18 protein-coding genes are annotated in these 18,034 nt (G+C 39.6%); 12 read left to right on the forward strand and 6 right to left on the reverse strand.

Features of this window, described 5'->3' with window-relative positions:
* Positions 1-915 precede the first annotated feature (915 nt).
* The 4 genes from T543_RS09755 to T543_RS09770 all read left to right on the forward strand — a co-directional run bounded on the left by T543_RS09755 (position 916) and on the right by T543_RS09770 (position 3,494).
* Positions 916-1,689, forward strand: coding sequence for a methyltransferase domain-containing protein (locus T543_RS09755; RefSeq protein ID WP_035767897.1), 774 nt, complete (start codon positions 916-918; stop codon positions 1,687-1,689).
* A gap of 614 nt (positions 1,690-2,303) precedes the next feature.
* On the forward strand, positions 2,304-2,540 hold the full coding sequence (locus T543_RS09760; RefSeq protein WP_035767900.1) for a hypothetical protein: 237 nt from the start codon (positions 2,304-2,306) through the stop codon (positions 2,538-2,540).
* Positions 2,541-2,723: 183 nt separating this feature from the next.
* Entirely contained in the window at positions 2,724-3,041 is a 318-nt protein-coding gene (gene trxA, locus T543_RS09765) for a thioredoxin (RefSeq protein ID WP_035767901.1), read from the forward strand.
* Between the two features lie 42 nt (positions 3,042-3,083).
* Positions 3,084-3,494: a C-GCAxxG-C-C family protein gene (locus T543_RS09770; protein WP_242839499.1), complete on the forward strand. Its 411-nt coding sequence runs from the start codon at positions 3,084-3,086 to the stop codon at positions 3,492-3,494.
* A gap of 9 nt (positions 3,495-3,503) precedes the next feature.
* Here T543_RS09770 and T543_RS09775 read toward each other — a convergent pair whose 3' ends face one another.
* On the reverse strand, positions 3,504-4,262 hold the full coding sequence (locus tag T543_RS09775) for a ParA family protein (protein ID WP_035767903.1): 759 nt from the start codon (positions 4,260-4,262) through the stop codon (positions 3,504-3,506).
* Between the two features lie 83 nt (positions 4,263-4,345).
* Positions 4,346-4,639: a DUF6465 family protein gene (locus tag T543_RS09780; RefSeq protein WP_442856090.1), complete on the reverse strand. Its 294-nt coding sequence runs from the start codon at positions 4,637-4,639 to the stop codon at positions 4,346-4,348.
* Positions 4,640-4,970: 331 nt separating this feature from the next.
* On the opposite strand from T543_RS09780, the gene T543_RS09785 reads away from it, so the two are divergent.
* Positions 4,971-6,146, forward strand: a complete 1,176-nt coding sequence (locus T543_RS09785) for an iron-containing alcohol dehydrogenase (RefSeq protein ID WP_035767906.1) — start codon at positions 4,971-4,973, stop codon at positions 6,144-6,146.
* 49 nt (positions 6,147-6,195) lie between these two features.
* Positions 6,196-9,270: a toll/interleukin-1 receptor domain-containing protein gene (locus tag T543_RS09790; RefSeq protein WP_035767907.1), complete on the forward strand. Its 3,075-nt coding sequence runs from the start codon at positions 6,196-6,198 to the stop codon at positions 9,268-9,270.
* A gap of 31 nt (positions 9,271-9,301) precedes the next feature.
* On the opposite strand, the gene T543_RS09795 is transcribed toward T543_RS09790, so the two are convergent.
* Complete coding sequence (locus tag T543_RS09795; protein ID WP_035767909.1) at positions 9,302-10,792, reverse strand: DHH family phosphoesterase; 1,491 nt, start codon at positions 10,790-10,792, stop codon at positions 9,302-9,304.
* 152 nt (positions 10,793-10,944) lie between these two features.
* Here T543_RS09795 and T543_RS09800 point away from each other — a divergent pair, with 152 nt between their 5' ends.
* The 5 genes from T543_RS09800 (at position 10,945) to T543_RS15285 (ending at position 15,004) form a co-directional block, all read left to right on the forward strand.
* A complete protein-coding gene (locus tag T543_RS09800) occupies positions 10,945-11,424 on the forward strand; it encodes a hypothetical protein (protein ID WP_035767916.1) in 480 nt (159 codons plus the stop codon).
* The gene (locus tag T543_RS09805; protein WP_035767919.1) at positions 11,425-12,525 is read left to right on the forward strand and encodes a DUF6765 family protein; all 1,101 of its coding nucleotides are present in this window, start codon (positions 11,425-11,427) and stop codon (positions 12,523-12,525) included.
* A gap of 2 nt (positions 12,526-12,527) precedes the next feature.
* Positions 12,528-13,058 (forward strand): DUF308 domain-containing protein, encoded by a 531-nt coding sequence (locus T543_RS09810; protein ID WP_035767921.1) that lies wholly within the window; start codon positions 12,528-12,530, stop codon positions 13,056-13,058.
* A gap of 101 nt (positions 13,059-13,159) precedes the next feature.
* Positions 13,160-14,338, forward strand: a complete 1,179-nt coding sequence (locus tag T543_RS09815) for an aldo/keto reductase (protein ID WP_035767922.1) — start codon at positions 13,160-13,162, stop codon at positions 14,336-14,338.
* A 138-nt stretch (positions 14,339-14,476) separates the two neighbouring features.
* On the forward strand, positions 14,477-15,004 hold the full coding sequence (locus T543_RS15285; RefSeq protein WP_051638676.1) for a hypothetical protein: 528 nt from the start codon (positions 14,477-14,479) through the stop codon (positions 15,002-15,004).
* Positions 15,005-15,141: 137 nt separating this feature from the next.
* Here the strand turns inward: T543_RS15285 and T543_RS09825 are convergent, their stop codons facing one another.
* From T543_RS09825 to T543_RS09835, 3 genes are all read right to left on the reverse strand, one after another.
* Positions 15,142-16,179, reverse strand: a complete 1,038-nt coding sequence (locus T543_RS09825) for a M42 family metallopeptidase (RefSeq protein ID WP_035767925.1) — start codon at positions 16,177-16,179, stop codon at positions 15,142-15,144.
* Between the two features lie 145 nt (positions 16,180-16,324).
* Positions 16,325-17,017 (reverse strand): LrgB family protein, encoded by a 693-nt coding sequence (locus T543_RS09830; protein ID WP_035767927.1) that lies wholly within the window; start codon positions 17,015-17,017, stop codon positions 16,325-16,327.
* Positions 17,017-17,403 (reverse strand): CidA/LrgA family protein, encoded by a 387-nt coding sequence (locus T543_RS09835; protein ID WP_035767930.1) that lies wholly within the window; start codon positions 17,401-17,403, stop codon positions 17,017-17,019. The genes T543_RS09830 and T543_RS09835 overlap by 1 nt, the downstream gene beginning before the upstream one ends.
* A 199-nt stretch (positions 17,404-17,602) precedes the next feature.
* On the opposite strand from T543_RS09835, the gene T543_RS16255 reads away from it, so the two are divergent.
* Complete coding sequence (locus T543_RS16255) at positions 17,603-17,881, forward strand: FeoA family protein (protein WP_242839500.1); 279 nt, start codon at positions 17,603-17,605, stop codon at positions 17,879-17,881.
* The last annotated feature ends 153 nt before the right edge of the window (positions 17,882-18,034 follow it).

Consider the following 18,034-nt stretch of genomic DNA (forward strand, 5'->3'; position numbering starts at 1 on the left):
TTGGTACTACTGTCGATAAATACACTTTGGTAAGAGGCGACCGTAATTGGCGTGCGAGCACTACTGGCGGAATTGGATAAATATTTAGAAAGACCGTAACGACCGGGAAAATGTTACTGCCGAAAAAGTAGATAATGCCAAAAGAGAACGTAATGAGTGCTATAAAAGTAAAAAAATAGATAATGAGAAAAACGATGACAAAAACAGACAAAGCGCGGGTAGGATTTTTGAAATAAATTCAGTTTTTTGACTAAAACCATCAATACTTCTCTAATTTAGTCACTCTTTTTGGAGTTTCTAATGATGCTGGAGTGACTCAGGTGATAGAATTCAGCTGGCTTAGTCAATTTTTTTCAATTTTAAAGTGCATTCTGATGATGCTGGAGTGACTCAGGTGATAGATTTCAGCTGGCTTAGTCAAATTTTCTTTAATTGAAAGTGCAAATTGTCTGATTCAAGTGACTAAAGCATGCAAAATACTATAGATTATTGTTTTTCATCAGAAAAACAATAATCGTACTGGACTAGGTCCTCGCGAAGCGAGGGGCGTGTCCTGCAAAGCAGGATTCTTGCGGGCGATTTCCGCTTTTGCCCGCAAGAAGTTATACATTAGTCAATTTTTCAAATTTGCCTACTTCAACGAATAAGAAAATCTAATTGTGGATGATAAGTTATCTCCGAATATAATTATTTTAGTATTTACGTGTGCTTATAACATTGTATATAATATTTTTGTTGTGACAATCTGGATAAACAGATGTCGCATGGGAGGTAATCATGAGAATGCGAGATAACTACTCGGTGCAGTTTTAATGCTGACAGCAGGTTGTACCGAGGTTAATAAGAGTTATTTGCTGTCCCATACTGCACCGAACAAATAATGAAGAACAGATTTTTATTTGAAAAGGAGCAGATATGAATACAGATAGAATAAGTGAATTAAGAAAAGAGTGGGAAGCAGAGGAGAAGGTTGCACACATACATGGGTGGGACTTTTCTCATATTCATGATAGATATGAAGAAGAGGATGACCTCCCATGGGACTACAAAAAGATAATAGAAGAGTTTCTTCTTCCTGATATGAAACTGTTGGATTTTGATACAGGTGGTGGCGAGTTTTTATTATCTTTGAAGCACCCATACAAGAACACTGCAGCTACTGAAGGATATGCCCCTAATGTTGAATTGTGTAAGGAGCTTCTCTTACCATTTGGGATTGATTTCAGATCTTGCGATGATGAGTCAAATATCCCTTTTGCTGACAGCTCTTTTGACATAATGATAAACAGGCATGGAAGCTTTGATCCTGTGGAAGCACATAGACTTCTCAAGCCGGAAGGGCTTTTTATTACACAGCAGGTAGGAGGCAAGAACGACAGAGATCTTGTTGAGATGGTTCTACCGGATGTACCTGCACCTTTCCCGGAACTTGAATTGTCAATTCAGAGAAAGAAGTTTGAAGAAGCAGGCTTTGAGATAATAAGAGCTGAAGAAGTATTTAAACCAATCAGGTTCTACGATGTTGGGGCATTTGTATGGTTCGCGCATATTATCGAATGGGAATTTCCGGGTTTCTCAGTTGAAAAATGCTTTGATAAATTGCTTGAAATACAGGAAGTAATTGACAAGAATGGTTTTGTAGAAGGTACTATTCACAGATACCTTATAGTGGCAAAGAAGAAAGGCTAATAATGATGGAGCGGTAAGTATAAACTTGCCGCTTTTTCTTTCACGTAGCAAATCAGTTTGCTGCGATAGAATATTTTTCAAGGAATATTTTTCGACTTTATCAGAATGAAAAAGGCTTAGTTTACTGTCTAAATCTATGTGTTCTAGTTTTCGACAGTAGAATTCTATGGTGTATTACGGTTGATTTTAATAGTCTTTTAAAATTGGATCGTAATGTTTGTGAGGCGATTACGGCAGAAAAATGATATGTGTGTAAATCGACAGTAGGTAAAGAATGTTTACTACGTGCGGTATTTACATTTTGATGATACTGACCGTAATAAGATCCTTGGTACTACTGTCGATAAATACACTTTGGTAAGAGGCGACCGTAATTGGCGTGCGAGCACTACTGGCGGAATTGGATAAATATTTAGAAAGACCGTAACGGCCGGGATAATGTTACTGCCGAAAAAGTAGATAATGCCAAAAGAGAACGTAATGAGTGCTATAAAAGTAAAAAAAGAGAAAAAATAGAAAAGGAAATAATTAGTAGATGAATGGACTAAAAGAATTATTAGAAATAGAGAAGAACCGTTTACGATAACTTTACGGATTTAGAAAAAAAGAAATTCATGCAGTCGTTTATTGAAGAAGTGCAAATATATGAGCAACCAAAGGACAATGGAAGATTCCTAAAGAGCATATCCTTTGCATTCCCCATGTACTATAATGATAAGGAGTTTACTACTATTGCATTTGGTGAAGATGCACTAAATGAATACGCAGACAACCTGACTAAAGAGAATCTTGTTGGTTGGGACAAAGAAATAACAGATGAGACGGTAGTCCTTTTGACCAGGACCATGTAGTCTATTTTAAGCCTCCTTGGATTTTGTGATCCAGGGAGGTATTTTTTTTCTTACCAGGTACATATAAACTGCGTAGTTGATATATTTTTTATACCACCTATAATATAACTATCAGCTGAGAATAACAAATACAAATAAACAGGATAATAGGAAAGGCGCCATAAGGTGTGATAGGTGATATATATGGAATACAGATTTACAAAGGACAATTTCGGAGCAGAAGTAGAAAACAGTAATATACCGGTTCTTATAGATTTTTATGCTGACTGGTGCGGTCCCTGCAAAATGATGGGACCTGTTGTAGCTGAACTTGCAGAGGAATATGATGGCAAGATCAAAGTAGGAAAAATAAATATCGATGAAGAACCTGAGCTTGCTCAGAAATATGGAGTAATGAGCATTCCTTATTTTGCATTTATAAAAGATGGCAAACTGGTTGCAGATGAGCTTGGTGCTGTTTCCAAGGCAAGACTCGAAAACAAAATACAGGGCCTGGCATAATCTTTACGATAGATAAAACAGGTAAGGAGTGAGTTTAAAATAATGAGAAAGGTACTAAGAATGATGACGTTAAATGAGAGAGCAGAAAAAGCGGTAGCATTAAAGGCATCAGGGCAGTATAACTGTTCACAGGCTGTGACAGCAGCACTTGCTGATCAGAGCGGCCTTTCAGAAGATCAGCTCCGCGCCCTGGCGGCAGGGTTCTGTGCAGGTATGGGTAATCTTGAAGCGACATGCGGAGCTCTTATCGGAGCAGGAATGATCGCAGGACTTAAAACCGAAGGCAAAGGAACACTTGGAATTACAAAACAGATCCAGGAGGAATTTTGCAAAAGATGCGGAGCTATTAAGTGTAAGGAATTAAAGACTATGACAGATGGAAAACCGCTTTGCCCCTGCGAGGACTGTGTAAGAAATGCCGTAATGATCTATGGTGAAATAATGGGATTGTGATAAAAGAGCTTACCTTTTGGTAAGCTCTTTTGCAAAATCAATGTAATCAATACAGGTGTTGCACTTTGGTGCGTAGTCGATAAGAAGCTTTTTGTATTCCTGAGCTTCTTTTGTTTTTACACACTCGCGGATAACCGTCTTGAAAAGCTTTGTTCCCATTTGCTTTGCGGTTTTTTCGATGTTTTCTCTGGTTTCACGCTCTAAGTTTGAACGTCCGGAATATCTTACGAGCAGAAGACCTGCGATGGAAAGGTCTTTGTTTTGTCTCTTCTTTACGGACATGATCGTATCGTAGAGCTGCTGGATTCCCTGAATCGCATAGGAATCTGCAGTTACAGGGATTATCACTTTATCTGCTGCAATAAGGCAGTTGTACAAAATGATATTAAGTGAAGGTGCGGTATCAATCACGATATATTTATATTCACCTAAATCATCGAGTGCATCTTTTAAACGATAGAATCCTTCAAGGTCTCCGTCGAGCATTTTCTCTGCTTTTACAAGGAGCGGATCGGATGCGACGATATCTCCGTTTTCCGTATGCTGGATTGCTTCTGAAATGGGAAGTTTATCTGAGTCGATAATGACGTCGTAGAGTGTTGCGACATCTTCTATTTTTGCATTATAGGTGCTTGTGCTGTTTCCCTGAGGATCAGCGTCTATTAAAAGTGTTTTTGCCTTCTGCCCCAAAATTCCGGCGAGGTTGGTTGCGGTGGTGCTTTTGCCGATACCGCCTTTCTGGTTTGCTACAACAAATACTGTTGCCATCTTTTCTCCTCCTAAGAAATAAGTAAGATCAGGAAATCCGATCAAGTAAAAAATAATGATAAGGTCTGGGATTTTGTGATCGCTTAAAAGTCTATACTTCCGTTTACATCTTTGTTTATAACGTAGAAAACCTTCTGTTCTTCAGGCTTGATATAAACATCAACAGAACAAAAATCCGCGTCATCTATTCCCTTTGACATTGCATCTTTTTTGATCAGATCAAGGATTTCGTCCATGTTTTTGTCACGGTTTTGATACTGAACTACAATATTTTTAGAAGCGGTAGCAAAACCGCCTGTTAGTTTATTTGCTCTTTCTACACTGCTTTTTCTGGCCATGTTGTCCTCCTTTTTATAAGCATATTTTTCACACTTCATCTATTGTATCACGAAATAACGTATTAAAAAAAAGAATTTTCTGATTTTTTATTTGATAGGAAATTCCTATCAAATAAAAAACGCTTCACTATGGATGCGACCGATGCGCAGAAGTATTATGCAAGCTAAAGCTTGCGCGCATCGGCGCGCAAAGAGTTGCAAAGCAACTCTTTGTTCTAAGCGGTGCAAAAAAGTGAAACGACAAACCTTTATAAACTGTGTCAAATAAGGTAAGATTAAACATCAAGGGGTTATGGTTATAAAGTAAATTTTAGCTTAACGTAGGCGGCTTGCCCGTGGGTACAGTCAGGACAAGAAAGGGGTCGTTAATATGGATAATTTCAATTACTATGCACCTACTCAGGTTGTGTTCGGAAGAGAAACCGAGAATAAAACAGGAGAGGTCGCTTTAAAATACGGAAAAAAGGCACTTCTTGTGTATGGCAAGGGAAGCGTTATAAAGTCAGGTTTGCTTGACAGAGTGAAAAGATCGCTTGAAAAAGCAGGTGTCGAATATGAAGAATTTGGCGGAGCAAAGCCAAATCCGACACTTGCTCATGCGGAAGAAGGCATAAAGGCTGCACTGGAAGCAGGTGTAGACATAATTATAGGAATCGGCGGAGGTAGTGCGATAGATACTGCAAAAGCGATCGCGCACGGAACTGCCAACAAAGACGAGAAGCTGTGGGATATTTGGACAAAGAAGGTTCCTCTTACAAAGTCACTTCCTGTGGGCGCGGTTCTTACTATGCCGGCAGCTGGTAGTGAAATGAGCGATTCTGCAGTTCTTACTAATGAAGAGATCGGCAAAAAGGCCGGAATAAATACAGATTTTAACAGATGCCGTTTTGCGATAATGAATCCTGAGCTTGGAATGACTCTTCCCAAGAAACAGTTATCTGCGGGTGTTACAGATATCATGATGCATACCATGGAGAGATACTTTATTCCGGGATCAGACTGCGATATGACAGATGAGATCGCAGAGGGGCTTCTTAGATGTGTTATTAAAAACGGAGAAAGAGTTGTAAACGATCCTTCTGATTATCATGCAATGGCAGAAGTTTTCTGGGCATCCAGTCTTTCTCATAATAATCTGACAGAGTGCGGACGAGGAAAAGATTTTTCAGTGCACAAATTGGGACATGCTCTTTCGGCAAGATATGATGTAACTCACGGAGCATCGCTGGCTGCTGTTTGGGGTGCATGGGCGATGGAACTTTATAAGGATGCACTTCCCAGATTTGCGCGCTTTGCAAGAAATGTCTGGAACATAAATGAAGAAGATGATGAAATGGCTGCAAGACATGGAATAGAGAAGACAGTTTCATTCTTCAAAAAGATCGGCATGCCTGTTAGCTTAAAAGAACTGGAAGTTTCTGCAACAGAGGAGGATATTAAGGCTTTGTCACTTGATGCAACAATGAATGACACAGTTAAGCTATCCAGGATCAGACCTTTGAATGCCGCAATGGTAGAGAGAATATATCAAAAAGCAGCAGAATAAATATGAGATTTTTCTTATCCGGGGGGATTAAAAAATCCGGAGGTTCCAAATGATAAAACATTTTAATGCTTTTATTTCTTATAAGCATGCAGAACTTGATAACAAGATAGCTGAAGCTATTGTAAGAGATCTGGAGCATTTTCATATACCGGGAAAGATTCGCAAATCTACCGGAATAAAGAAGATAGAAAGAGTTTTCAGAGACAAGGATGAGCTGCCTATCACAAGTGACTTAAATGAAACGATCACTCAGGCGCTTGAAAACTCAGACTATCTGATAGTTATCTGTTCTACCAATACCAAGAAGTCCACTTGGGTTGAAAGGGAAATTGATACTTTTTTAAAGAACCATTCTATTAACAATATCCTGACAGTACTGGCAGATGGCGAACCCTATGACGTTATCCCGAAGAGACTTCTTTCTTATGAAAAGAAATTTACAGATGAAAAGGGTGAGACTCATACAGAGCAAGTTCCGTATGAGCCTCTTTCATGTGACTTCAGACTTCCTAAAAGAAAGGCCAGGACCGAGGAACTCCCGCGCCTTGTAGCTGCAATTATCGGTTGCTCTTATGACGAACTTATAAACAGGCAAAGGCAGTATAAGCTTCGCAGGATGATGACCTTTTTTAGCTTGGCTCTTGCACTTGCAATAGGCTTTGCAGGCTATATGCTCTACAGCAACACTCTTATTCATAAAAACTATATTGAATCTTTAAAGAATCAGTCCAGATATCTTGCAAACGAGTCCGGAAAAAAGCTTGATGAAGGGAACAGAATTGAGGCAATGGAGCTTGCTCTGGCTGCGCTTCCCGGTGACAGTGATAAGGACAGACCTGTTACGGCTGAGGCAGAGAAGGCTCTTACAAAGGCATCTATGGCTTATGTTACTCTTCAGGGAACTAATGTAAGTGCTGCATGGAATTATGATATGCCCAACACTATTCTGGATTTTGATATTTCTAAGGATAAGTCTTATCTTGCAGCTTATGACAACAAATCAAATATAGCAATCTGGGACATTGCTACTCACAAACAGATTCTGTTTGACGATGAAGCTGAAAGTCACGTAAAGAAAATGGTATTTACAGAGGATGGGAAACTCCTTGTACTTCGAGGTGACAGCATTACAGCCTATGACGAAAAAACAGGCGAAAAATTGTGGCAGGATGGAGAATTAGAACTGTATAATGCACAGCATTTATTTGAGGCCAAGACGGGAAATGCTCTTTTGATCGATATTGATGGAACAGTGCATAAATACAGGATAAGCGACGGAAAAGAAACAGAGAGTTTTTCTATTTCGCTGGAAGAAGACTATGTTATTGATGATTGTGTGATCTCAGAGGATGGGAAGAGGCTTGCTTTTACTACATATAATATAACCTCTGCTGATGATCAGGAGTCTTGCCTCTATGAATACAATATGGACAACGGGGAAATGGCATCTGTAACATTACCTGCGGGTCACATAGAAGATATGGCTTATAGGGATAAATACCTGTTTGTTTCTCACGTTAAGGGAGATGAAGAGAAAAGTGTAAGACTTTTCCAGTATCATTTTGTTACGAAGGACACAACAGATGTGTACTGTTTTGTTCCGGGTACGCTGGAACAGAAATGGATGGATACGCATTACTGCACAGATATATCTATAAAGTCCGGATTTGTAGATCTTATGAATGGCAATATTCTGTACTATAAGGGTAATACTGAAAGTGAATGGAATGTTGAAACCGGTGAACTTACTGATAGCTATGACATAAATGATTCTATAGTCTCTGCGATGTTTAATCCGGAGATAAAAGAACCGGTTTTTGTATCTTCTGAAGGTTATGCTGTTTCCAAGATAGAACTTAATGGTAAGAAGGGACTTAATGAAACAAAATATTTCACTGATGATCTTATAAAGGCTTACGGAAGCAGAGGTTATTATACTCTTTGTTATGATTCGAACCAAATAATCTATTACGGGGTATCTGTATGTGATGAAGAGTGGACTCCTTTTGAGGGAGGAACTACCTTTAATATGTCGGGAAATGCATACTACATGAATGATGATATGCTGTTTGTGTTTTACCCGGAAGGTGACTGTCTTGTGATGGATAAATATGACCTTGCATCCAAGAAATATCTTGGAAAGAGTAAAGTAAGCAATGCAGCGGAAACATTCAATAAGTCCGTAGCGGGAGTTTATGACAACACTATGTACATAGGCGAATACCTGGATTCATCCTTTTATCTGACAAAGATTGATCTTGCAACAGATAAAGTTGAACAGGAATTGTTGGGAGAGGGCCTTTATATAGGAGCGCCCAAATGCGAGCTTGTAGGTGACAAACTTGTCTACGTCAACAAAAAAGATAATGGCGACTGGATATTGATAGTGAGAGATCTGTCAGATAATGCCATGAAGGAGACAGAATATCCTTGCGGACAGATTTCAGATATATATCCTTTTTCTGAGCAGGGACTTGTATATGTCGCTGGTGAAAACGACATGATTGTTGATGTAAATAATAATGAATCTATAAAAGTTGAGCTGCCGGATGAATATGGCGAAACGGAAGAAGTTTCATTTGATGATACTGCAAAGGCCATAGCTATATCCGATACAAAAAAAATACTGATCTATGATAAAGACAGAAAACTCACAGGCGAGATTCCCTGTGAAAACCAGAATCTGTCAGCTGTATATTGTTTTGATAACGGAAATGAAGGTGGGATACTTGTTGCCTTTTATAGTGATGGATCACTTTACAGATATAATTCATCTACAGGCGAGTTTATAGGAAAGACCGACCTTTCATCCAATAGTCTATCTGCAAGTAACACAACAATAGAATACGATGAAAGCTTGCAACTATTGTATGTTTGTCATTCAGGTCAGATGAGTATAGTCCAGACCTCTTCATGGGTTGAGACTGCATATATATCGGATTGCCTGGGGCACCATGAAGCTACCGATACCTATATAACATGTGGTTATGAAAAAACATCTGCGGAAGCTAAGATAGGCTTTTTCAGACACTATACAGTAGAAGAGCTCATACGTAAGACCAAGGACATCCTTCAGGGAATGGAGATGTCCAAAGATGAGAAAACCATTTACGGCATAGAATAATATGTAATGAAAAAAGTCCTGTAACGCTTAGTTACAGGACTTTTTCGTAGGATTGTTCAAATATTTTTTCTTTTATAACATAGATGTCGTGGGGATCGTCAGATCTTGAAGCAATATAATCACCCGCATTTCCAAGGTAATATTTTTCTTTATCCCAGGCGGTGAATACTTTTACTCCCTTTTTGAGTTTAGAAGCATAGATAAAACTGCTGTCGGTGGTGCTTGCTACCTTTGCATAAGACATAATGTTTTTCTTTTCACCCGTTGACTTGTTCTTGATATTCGGGGGATAGTCATAGTCTGCTTCAAAAGGCATATCCTTTGGAATATAACTCTTTGCAAACTTTTCTTCGGAAATAGGATATATTTCACCTTCTATGCCGATCATTACGTAGAGATCTTTTGCTACGCTTATATCCACGTCACCCTCAAGAGTTCTGATAAATACAGGTGTATCCTCGGGGAATACCTCTGCAAGTTTTACATACCCTCTGTCCTGAGGGAGCTTCTTATATTTCTGCATATTGGAAGTATCAAGTGTTGTTTCTTCTGCATATATAATGTCGTAGCTTCTGTAGTATGATTCGAGGCGCTGCTTTATGATATTCTGAGGTTTTTGGCTTTCAATTTTTTCATGGAAAATTGTTCCTCCCGCCTTAAAAATGTGACCGCCACCTCCGCCAATATTCTGGGCGATATATTCGGCAAGCTCGTTTGCATGAACTTCCTTAGTACAGCTCCTTACTGAATACTTTATTTCTGAAGGAGACGAATAAAAGGCAAGACATACGTCGACACCTTCCGTTTCAAGAGAGAAGTCGCTCATTACACCTAGGATATTGGGATCGCAGGGTTCTGCCTCTATTATCAGATATCTGTTTTTGGGAAAATATTCGTATCCCAGGATTGCCTTTCCTGTTATCTTAAGCTCATTTAAAGATATATTTGAATTGCTCATGGTTATGATGAGACTTTTATTGATGATAAGTTCATCCAGCATATCCCGGTCAAGAGGATGTGATACTTCGGAGAGCTTCCCGGTGTCCGTATAAAGACCGTAATAGAGCGCTGTCGATAGCTCACGATTTCTGTCAATGATATGCTGCATTCCTTCTTTTTTTATAAGATTCCACACAACTGTAGAAGCACTTCCTACGTTGCTCTTTACTTCTGAAAATTCAGGAAGGCTGACTGTTTTTTGATGGTGATCGATAACTGCGATATTTTGTGCTTTTGTATAGGTAACATTTCGCTGTCCATACTGGCAGTCTACTGTTATGAGCAGCTCCGGAACCTCATCAAAGTCAGGGGCATATTCAACCGGAATAGCAAGCTCGTCTATCATGATAAGGAGATTGCTCTTTTTAATCTTGTTTTTTCCGCGGTAAATAAATCTGACATCTTTTCCTTTTTCTGCAAAAAAAGAATACAGGCCATAGCCTGAAGCAAGTGCATCGGCATCCGGGTTATCGTGGCATTGGATGACGATATGATTAAACTTTAACAACTCCCCAAGTTTCATGAAAAACCTCTATGTATATTTCTTCACTTTCTTTTTATTTTTATAATACAAACAGTATAGCATTTTTAATGCTATAATTACCTAAAAGGTTGTGCACAAAGAAATATTTATCAAAGGCTTATTGCACAAATTGTTCTTTATGAGGTTTGGGAATGGATACTGATACTTTACTGATACGCTACAAAAGCAATCTTGTGGTAGATGGCAGGGGAATGTACATGTTCGGAATATGGGGCGTGGTAAAAACATTCATGATGTTGTTTTACGGAGAAATGTTTACAAGTGATTTATATGTGGAAGGAGTTCCGATATTGCTGTATAAAGCAATAACTGCACTGCTTGTACTTGCCTTTTCGGGGCTGATCTTCTTTTTGTATTATTACATTGGAAGGTCTGCTGTCATAGTTGGAAAGACAGGGAAAAAGAAGAAGGTATATCTTTTTTTTAATTTTTGTCTGATGGTCTTAACAGTTATTTCGTTACGGGGGTATCTTGATTTTGGTAATAAACATACTAGTGATATGAATTTTGTTTCATTTGTGGTTGATCTGATGCTTCTATGGATCTGTACTGATATTTTTTATTCTGCTTTGAGGATCAATAACTTAGAGAAAAAACAGGCGGGTGAATAAATGCAGGAAGACTTTCATTATTACGCTACATACTGCGCTGCATATCTTGCAGGTTATACGCATGAAGAAAGTATGGAAATATGCTATAGTGCACAGTTTGTGGACTGCTGTACGGTCAGCATTTTATCAAGGCTCAAGGCTCCGCACCAGGCAGCGACAACTCAGCTAAACATGGAGATGATGGATGCCAGAACAGATATCTATGGCCTTCAGGAGATAACGAGAATATGGGCATCGTTTCATTTTTTGCCATACGATCTGTATGCAACTAAAGAACACTGCAGCAAGAGATATTTAAATAAATACAGGCTCATTTGCGGACCAAACGGTCAGCTTGTCAGATATATGATCAATGCTGCAAAAGGCGGAACAACGCAGAAAGTCGGAGTTGCCATGCATGTACTTGCAGATACTTGGGCACATAGATATTTTGCGGGTACGCCGTCTCTTGTTATCAACAACACTAATTATCATTTTTATGAGTATGTGATGATAGATGGAAAAGAGACAATGCGGCAGGTAGCTTTCAAACACAATCCTACTGCGAAGGATGACCTGGATAAGGGAATATTTATAAATACAATGTACCAGGGAAGTGAAAGCGCTATCATGAATCTGGGACATGGGCGGGCAGGACATTTTCCTGATTACAGTTTTGCAAAATACAAATATCTTCCTGCGTGGGGAGAGTATAAGGAAATAGTAAAAGATAACAGAGAAGACTTTTACAATGCCTTTTGTCAGATGGTTTATGCCATGAAGTTTATACGCGGAGAGCGTGATGAATTTGAGCTTTCATGCTATGAGTACGAAGAGCTGTCGCGGTATGAGGAAGAAATAAAAGGAATCCTTTCAAAGAGACAGCTGCTTGCATCTGATGACTGGAAGCAATTCGGAGAAAAGCTATCCGGCAGGGAGATAGAAGATTTTCAACTGGAAAAATATTTTGATGAGTATTTAGGCGCGTCCGGGGATGAAAAGGGCAGTACATATATGGGCAAATTCATAAATGCAGCACTTGCTCAAAAGGCCATGGTGGCCGGAAAAATCTACAACTCCGGAAATCCTCTTGTGGGGATAGCTTTTAGAGGCAGGAGGTAAGTATGTACAGATTACGAAGAATCAGCCTCATAGTGAGAGGGGCGATGATGCTGATATCAGCTCTTATCTTGATTTTTGCAATGGACGGATATATAGTCCTTATCCATCTACTGGCTATAACACTTGCGCTCTCAGGAATAGGAAATATATATTACTACGTGACAATGGCAAGACATATGGTTGAGGGAAGGATGATTCTCTACAAAGGACTTATTATGCTTGACTTTGGCATCTTTTCCTATGCTATGTCTGATATACCAAGATATTATATCCTTTTATATTTGCTTGGAATCCACCTGTTTTCGGGAGTTGTCGAAATCCTCAGAGCTATTGAGGCGAAAAGATATGGAGCAACAACCTGGGGACTTAAGCTTTTTCATGGAATAGTTAATTTTGTGCTTGTATTTGTATGCGTTAGATTTATAAGAAATCTTAATACGGTAACAATTCTATATTCAGGAGGTCTTATATATTCTGGAATTACGCAGATTGCTACAGCCATGAGGAAAACAAAAGTAGTTTATATACAGTGATCATCAAGTGGTAGTGTAAAGCAAGTTATGAAAACATTAGATCGTCCTAAGGAATCCACCGCAAGCGGTACCCCCTTAGGACCATATTTAGGGGAGGCCTTATGAAGTACAGAAAAAACAGAGTTGGTGAAGATATGTCAATACTTGGCTATGGTTGCATGCGATTCACCAAAAACGGCACGCAGATCGACATTGACAAGGCGGAAAAAGAGATCCTGCTTGCCTATGAAAAGGGGATAAATTATTACGATACAGCTTATATTTACCCGGGAAGCGAAGCTGCTCTTGGTGAGATCCTTGAGAGGAATAACTTAAGGGAGAAGGTAAATATAGCAACCAAACTTCCGCAGTATCTGATACTTGGCAAAAACGGCATAGACAAATATTTTAATGAGCAGCTGTCCAGACTTCGCACGACATATATTGACTATTATCTGATGCATATGCTGACTGATATTGAGGAGTGGGAAAAGCTTAAAAAGCATGGTATTGAAGACTGGATAAAAGCTAAAAAAGAATCAGGAGAAATAAGACATATTGGTTTTTCCTTTCATGGAAATACCGAGATGTTCCTGAAAATTCTTGATGCGTATGATTGGGATTTTTGTCAGATCCAGTACAACTATCTCGATGAGCATTCCCAGGCAGGAAGAGAAGGTCTTATGGCAGCTGCAAAGAAGAACATTCCAGTGATTATCATGGAGCCTTTGCGCGGAGGAAAGCTTGTTACAATGCTTCCCGATAATGCCAAAAAGCTGATAGAAGAAGATGAAAAGCACAGGACCGCTGCAGAGCTCGGACTTAGGTGGCTTTGGAATCAGCCACAGGTTACCTGCGTTTTGTCCGGCATGAATTCAAAAGAGATGGTAGAGGAAAACTGCAGAATTGCTTCGGAGGTTGAGGCAGGAGAGTTTACCGATAAAGATGATCAGCTTATCGAGAATATAAAGGCATGTATAAATGAAAAGCTTAAGGTTGGCTGCACAGGCTGTGGATATTGTATGCCCTGTCCTCGCGGCGTAGATATACCTAATACTTTCAGATGCTACAACATAATGGCAATGGACGGAAAGGGAACCGGTAGGCAGGAATACTTCAGAGTTGTTGCACTTAGAAAAGATCCTGCATTTCCATCACAGTGCGTAGGATGTGGGAAGTGCGAAAGCCATTGTCCGCAGAATATACATATTATTGAAGAACTCAAAAATGCGGATAAGGCACTCAACATTCTTCCGTATAAGATCGCCACAACTGTTGCCAGAAAGTTTTTGTATAGATGATCAGGTCTTTTTGATAATGTAAAACAAGGTACGGTATTCCTTATACTTTTTATAGGGGCTTATTTGTCACAAAAATTACACATTTTGGAGCTATAACAATATCATAATCATTATTCTTATTTTTGGGAGGAATCTGAAATGAGTCAGGAAAAAGTTGATGCTTACAAGCAGGAGAAAAAGGGGAGAAAAGCAAGAATAGCAAAGCAGAAGAGAATAAAGAAAATATCAGGTATTGTAGCTTTGATATTACTGGTTGCATGTGTTGGGCTTGTTGGTTGGAGAGTATACGCAGTAAACTTTGCTCCTAAGACTGCAATAGATGCGGCAACTGAGGATGTGATCGAAACACCTACAGAGGAAGCCACAGAAGATACTACAGTAGAAACTGATGCAGCAGCTGAGGAAACAGCGGAAGATACTGCAGAAGAAACTGATGCAGCAGCTGAGGAAACAGCGGAAGAGACTACAGAAGAAACTGATGCAGCAACTGAGGAAACAGCGGAAGAGACTACAGAGGAAACTGCTGAGGAAACTGATGCAGCAACGCAAGAGACAACAGAAGAAGCTGTTGAGGAAACTGACGCAGCAACTGAAGAGACTTCAGAAGAGACATCAGAAGAATCAGCAGAATCAGATGCAGAAGAATCTACAGATTCTGAAAACTAAATAATTAATATTATTAAGGCAGTTGTTCCGGGTGAGTGATCACAAGATGGAGCAACTGCCTTTTTCATTCTATTACTTGTGTATTTTTAGGTGTTAAGCAACTGTACAGGACAGAGTCCTATCATAGCGAGCCGCAATCATAATGAAACATATTCTGCCATGAGCTTGTATGTGTTCTTTATGGCATCAATGTGTGTGCGCTCATAACCATGACTTGCTCTGGTACCGGGACCAATTGCTGCGTGTCTTATATCAAAGCCTGCAACAAGAGCGGGATCTGCGTCAGTTCCGTAGTGAGGTGTAAAGATGTCGGGAACATAATCAGCGCCAGATCTTTTGCCTGCTTCTTCAAGCTCTCTAGTCATATCAAGGTTATAAGGGAATCTGCTGTCTTTGCAGAAAACAGATACTTTCTTCTCGCTACTTGTCTGCTCGGGACCGATGCATGCTATATCTACTGCAAGGAAATCTTTGACATCGGAAGGTATGAGAGATCCGCCGTGACCGATCTCTTCATAAAATGAAATATAGATATATACTTTTCTGCCAAGTTTAACCTTGCCTTCTTTTACATCATGCATGAGTTCAAGAAGAACAGCTACAAGAGCTTTATCATCTATGAAATGAGATTTTATGTAGCCATTGGAATATGTGAATCTGGGCTCAAGTGCAACGTAGTCACCGATATCAATACCAAGAGCACGAACATCATCTGCGTTTTTTACATCCTCGTCCAAAACCACAAAAGAGTTTGTTTCAAAACAGGGAACTTCTTTATTGAGTTCATCTTCTGTTACATGTACCGAAGCATTTTTTCTTTGAACGCAGCCGGTAATTACCTTGCCGCTTCTTGTGTGAACCCTTACATTTTCTCTTTCTGTGTGATATGCGTAGAGACCTCCCACTTTGCATACCTTGAGTGTTCCGTCATCGTTGATATGACGCACCATAAGACCGATGGTATCACCATGAGCTGTTATAAGGAGAGGGTTGCCCTCGCCACCGATATCAGCTATGATACCGCCCTTATGAAGAGTTGATGTCTTAAACCCCATTTTTTCGATCTCTTCTATAAGGTAGTCCTGAAGCTCGTGATACTGTCCTGTTACTGAGTCAATGGAGAGCTCTTTTTCCAGCTCTTCAAGGTATCTTTTTTCATTAATTTCGTAACCCATTTGTTTGCCTCTCTGTCTTAATTTATCTGTGTTTTTACATTTTTCATGCTTCTGCAATCATAACATGATACGGGGAAATAATGAATTGCAAATATAGAGCTTTTTCCAGAAAATAAAAAACTTCCGGATCTGCTGGTAAGACCATTTAAATAAGTCCTGCAAATATTGTGGCGAGTATAACAGTCAGAATACCTGCAACTGCAATTGAAAGTGAGCTCATGGCACCTTCTATTTCACCGATTTCCATGGCTTTTGCTGTACCGATCGCATGCGCGGCTGTTCCAAGTGCCAATCCTTTTGAAACAGGTTCATGGATCCTGAAAATCTTACAGATCAGCTCTCCGAAAATATTCCCCAGAACACCGGTTATAACAATAACAGCTACAGTGATCGTGACATATCCGCCAAGTTCTTCCGAAACGCCCATTCCGATAGCCGTGGTGATTGACTTGGGAAGGAGAGTAACATAGTTCTCGTGAGACAATCCCATGAGCTTAGAGAGAACAAATACTGTGGCAAGACTTGTGAGCACTCCTGCTGTTATACCAAGTATCACCGCTTTTGCATTGCTTTTTAGAAGCTCCAATTCTTCATATAAAGGAATTGCGAGACATACCGTAGCCGGAGTAAGCAGCCAGCTTAGGTACTTTGCCCCTTCGTTATATGTGTCGTAATCGATTCCAAAAGAGGACAAAAACAATATCGTAGCCAGTATTGATATAAGAAGCGGATTTAAAAATCCAAAACCGAATTTCTTTTTCAGATATGATCCAAGGCTGTATGAAACAAGGCTTATAGTCACTCCTGCGTAGGCGCTATTAAGCATAAAATCTGTCATTATGCGGCCTCCTTTATCTTTTGGCCTGCGCTTTCGGATTTCTTATTTCTGCGGATTATTCCCTGCGAAACAAGTCCTGTGGCACCCATAACAGTGAATATAGTGATAACGGTGATCACAGATACGGGAAAAAGAACCGGCTGTAAAACATTCCATGACGACATGAGTCCTACTCCGGCAGGAATAAACATAACCGGCATTATTTCAATGAGGAATTTTCCTGTTTCCCGGACCTGATCCAGTTTGATCACCCCTGTTAAAAGAAAAGTAAACATGAATACCATTCCGTAAATACTTGCCGGAATCGGCAGTGGAAGGAGAGTTTTACATATTTCACCCAGCAGAGATACTGCCAGGATTATCAGAAACTGTTTTAAATACTTCATTTGTCTGTTACCTCTGTAATTACTTAAAAAATCCTTAACTATTATACTAAAGACTTGCGAGTATACAATTGGAACTATTACTAATATTTTTCTCTAAAAAGCAGCTAATTGAAAAAAGATGTCAAATACGGTTATTGATGCAGCTGTTAGCATTGACTAACATAAAGAATTGGAAAATAAATTTAATAGTGAGGAGTATATGAGCTTAAGCGAATTGGAAAAAGACAGTAATGCGGTAGTTGAAAAACTCTCGGGTGACGAGAGATTTATGAGCAGGATCACATCTATTGGTCTTACTCCCGGATGCAGCATCAGGGTTATCAGAAACGATAAAAACAGACCTATGCTCTCGGCGATATTTTTCGGACCGGGAGCGGTACTTGTGATAATAGTAATACTTCTTACAATGATCCTGCATATGTGGGTTGCGCTTTTTGGCACAACGACGCGGAGCGGCAAAAACCCCAAGTTCATATAAAAACAGCTAGACTTGTTGCTTTTTGCGCTTTCTGCCCCTGTGTCGCGGAGTGGCAAATGCCCCAAGTTGCTATGAAATCATGGGGACTTGTTGCTTTTGAGGAATTCGGAGATGCGATGACAGAACGAATTCTTCTTGTGAGAAGGACGAAAA

Origin of the sequence: Butyrivibrio sp. NC2002 (genome assembly GCF_000702265.1) — a bacterium.
In the GTDB taxonomy this organism is placed as follows: domain Bacteria; phylum Bacillota; class Clostridia; order Lachnospirales; family Lachnospiraceae; genus Butyrivibrio.

Bases quoted from the DNA above. Each gene is read 5' to 3' on its own strand.
- T543_RS09755 (WP_035767897.1), top strand. From the start codon at position 916: ATGAATACAGATAGAATAAGTGAATTAAGAAAAGAGTGGGAAGCAGAG.
- T543_RS09760 (WP_035767900.1), top strand. From the start codon at position 2,304: ATGCAGTCGTTTATTGAAGAAGTGCAAATATATGAGCAACCAAAGGAC.
- trxA (WP_035767901.1), top strand. From the start codon at position 2,724: ATGGAATACAGATTTACAAAGGACAATTTCGGAGCAGAAGTAGAAAAC.
- T543_RS09770 (WP_242839499.1), top strand. From the start codon at position 3,084: ATGAGAAAGGTACTAAGAATGATGACGTTAAATGAGAGAGCAGAAAAA.
- T543_RS09775 (WP_035767903.1), bottom strand. From the start codon at position 4,262: ATGGCAACAGTATTTGTTGTAGCAAACCAGAAAGGCGGTATCGGCAAA.
- T543_RS09780 (WP_442856090.1), bottom strand. From the start codon at position 4,639: ATGAAGTGTGAAAAATATGCTTATAAAAAGGAGGACAACATGGCCAGA.
- T543_RS09785 (WP_035767906.1), top strand. From the start codon at position 4,971: ATGGATAATTTCAATTACTATGCACCTACTCAGGTTGTGTTCGGAAGA.
- T543_RS09790 (WP_035767907.1), top strand. From the start codon at position 6,196: ATGATAAAACATTTTAATGCTTTTATTTCTTATAAGCATGCAGAACTT.
- T543_RS09795 (WP_035767909.1), bottom strand. From the start codon at position 10,792: ATGAAACTTGGGGAGTTGTTAAAGTTTAATCATATCGTCATCCAATGC.
- T543_RS09800 (WP_035767916.1), top strand. From the start codon at position 10,945: ATGGATACTGATACTTTACTGATACGCTACAAAAGCAATCTTGTGGTA.
- T543_RS09805 (WP_035767919.1), top strand. From the start codon at position 11,425: ATGCAGGAAGACTTTCATTATTACGCTACATACTGCGCTGCATATCTT.
- T543_RS09810 (WP_035767921.1), top strand. From the start codon at position 12,528: ATGTACAGATTACGAAGAATCAGCCTCATAGTGAGAGGGGCGATGATG.
- T543_RS09815 (WP_035767922.1), top strand. From the start codon at position 13,160: ATGAAGTACAGAAAAAACAGAGTTGGTGAAGATATGTCAATACTTGGC.
- T543_RS15285 (WP_051638676.1), top strand. From the start codon at position 14,477: ATGAGTCAGGAAAAAGTTGATGCTTACAAGCAGGAGAAAAAGGGGAGA.
- T543_RS09825 (WP_035767925.1), bottom strand. From the start codon at position 16,179: ATGGGTTACGAAATTAATGAAAAAAGATACCTTGAAGAGCTGGAAAAA.
- T543_RS09830 (WP_035767927.1), bottom strand. From the start codon at position 17,017: ATGACAGATTTTATGCTTAATAGCGCCTACGCAGGAGTGACTATAAGC.
- T543_RS09835 (WP_035767930.1), bottom strand. From the start codon at position 17,403: ATGAAGTATTTAAAACAGTTTCTGATAATCCTGGCAGTATCTCTGCTG.
- T543_RS16255 (WP_242839500.1), top strand. From the start codon at position 17,603: ATGAGCTTAAGCGAATTGGAAAAAGACAGTAATGCGGTAGTTGAAAAA.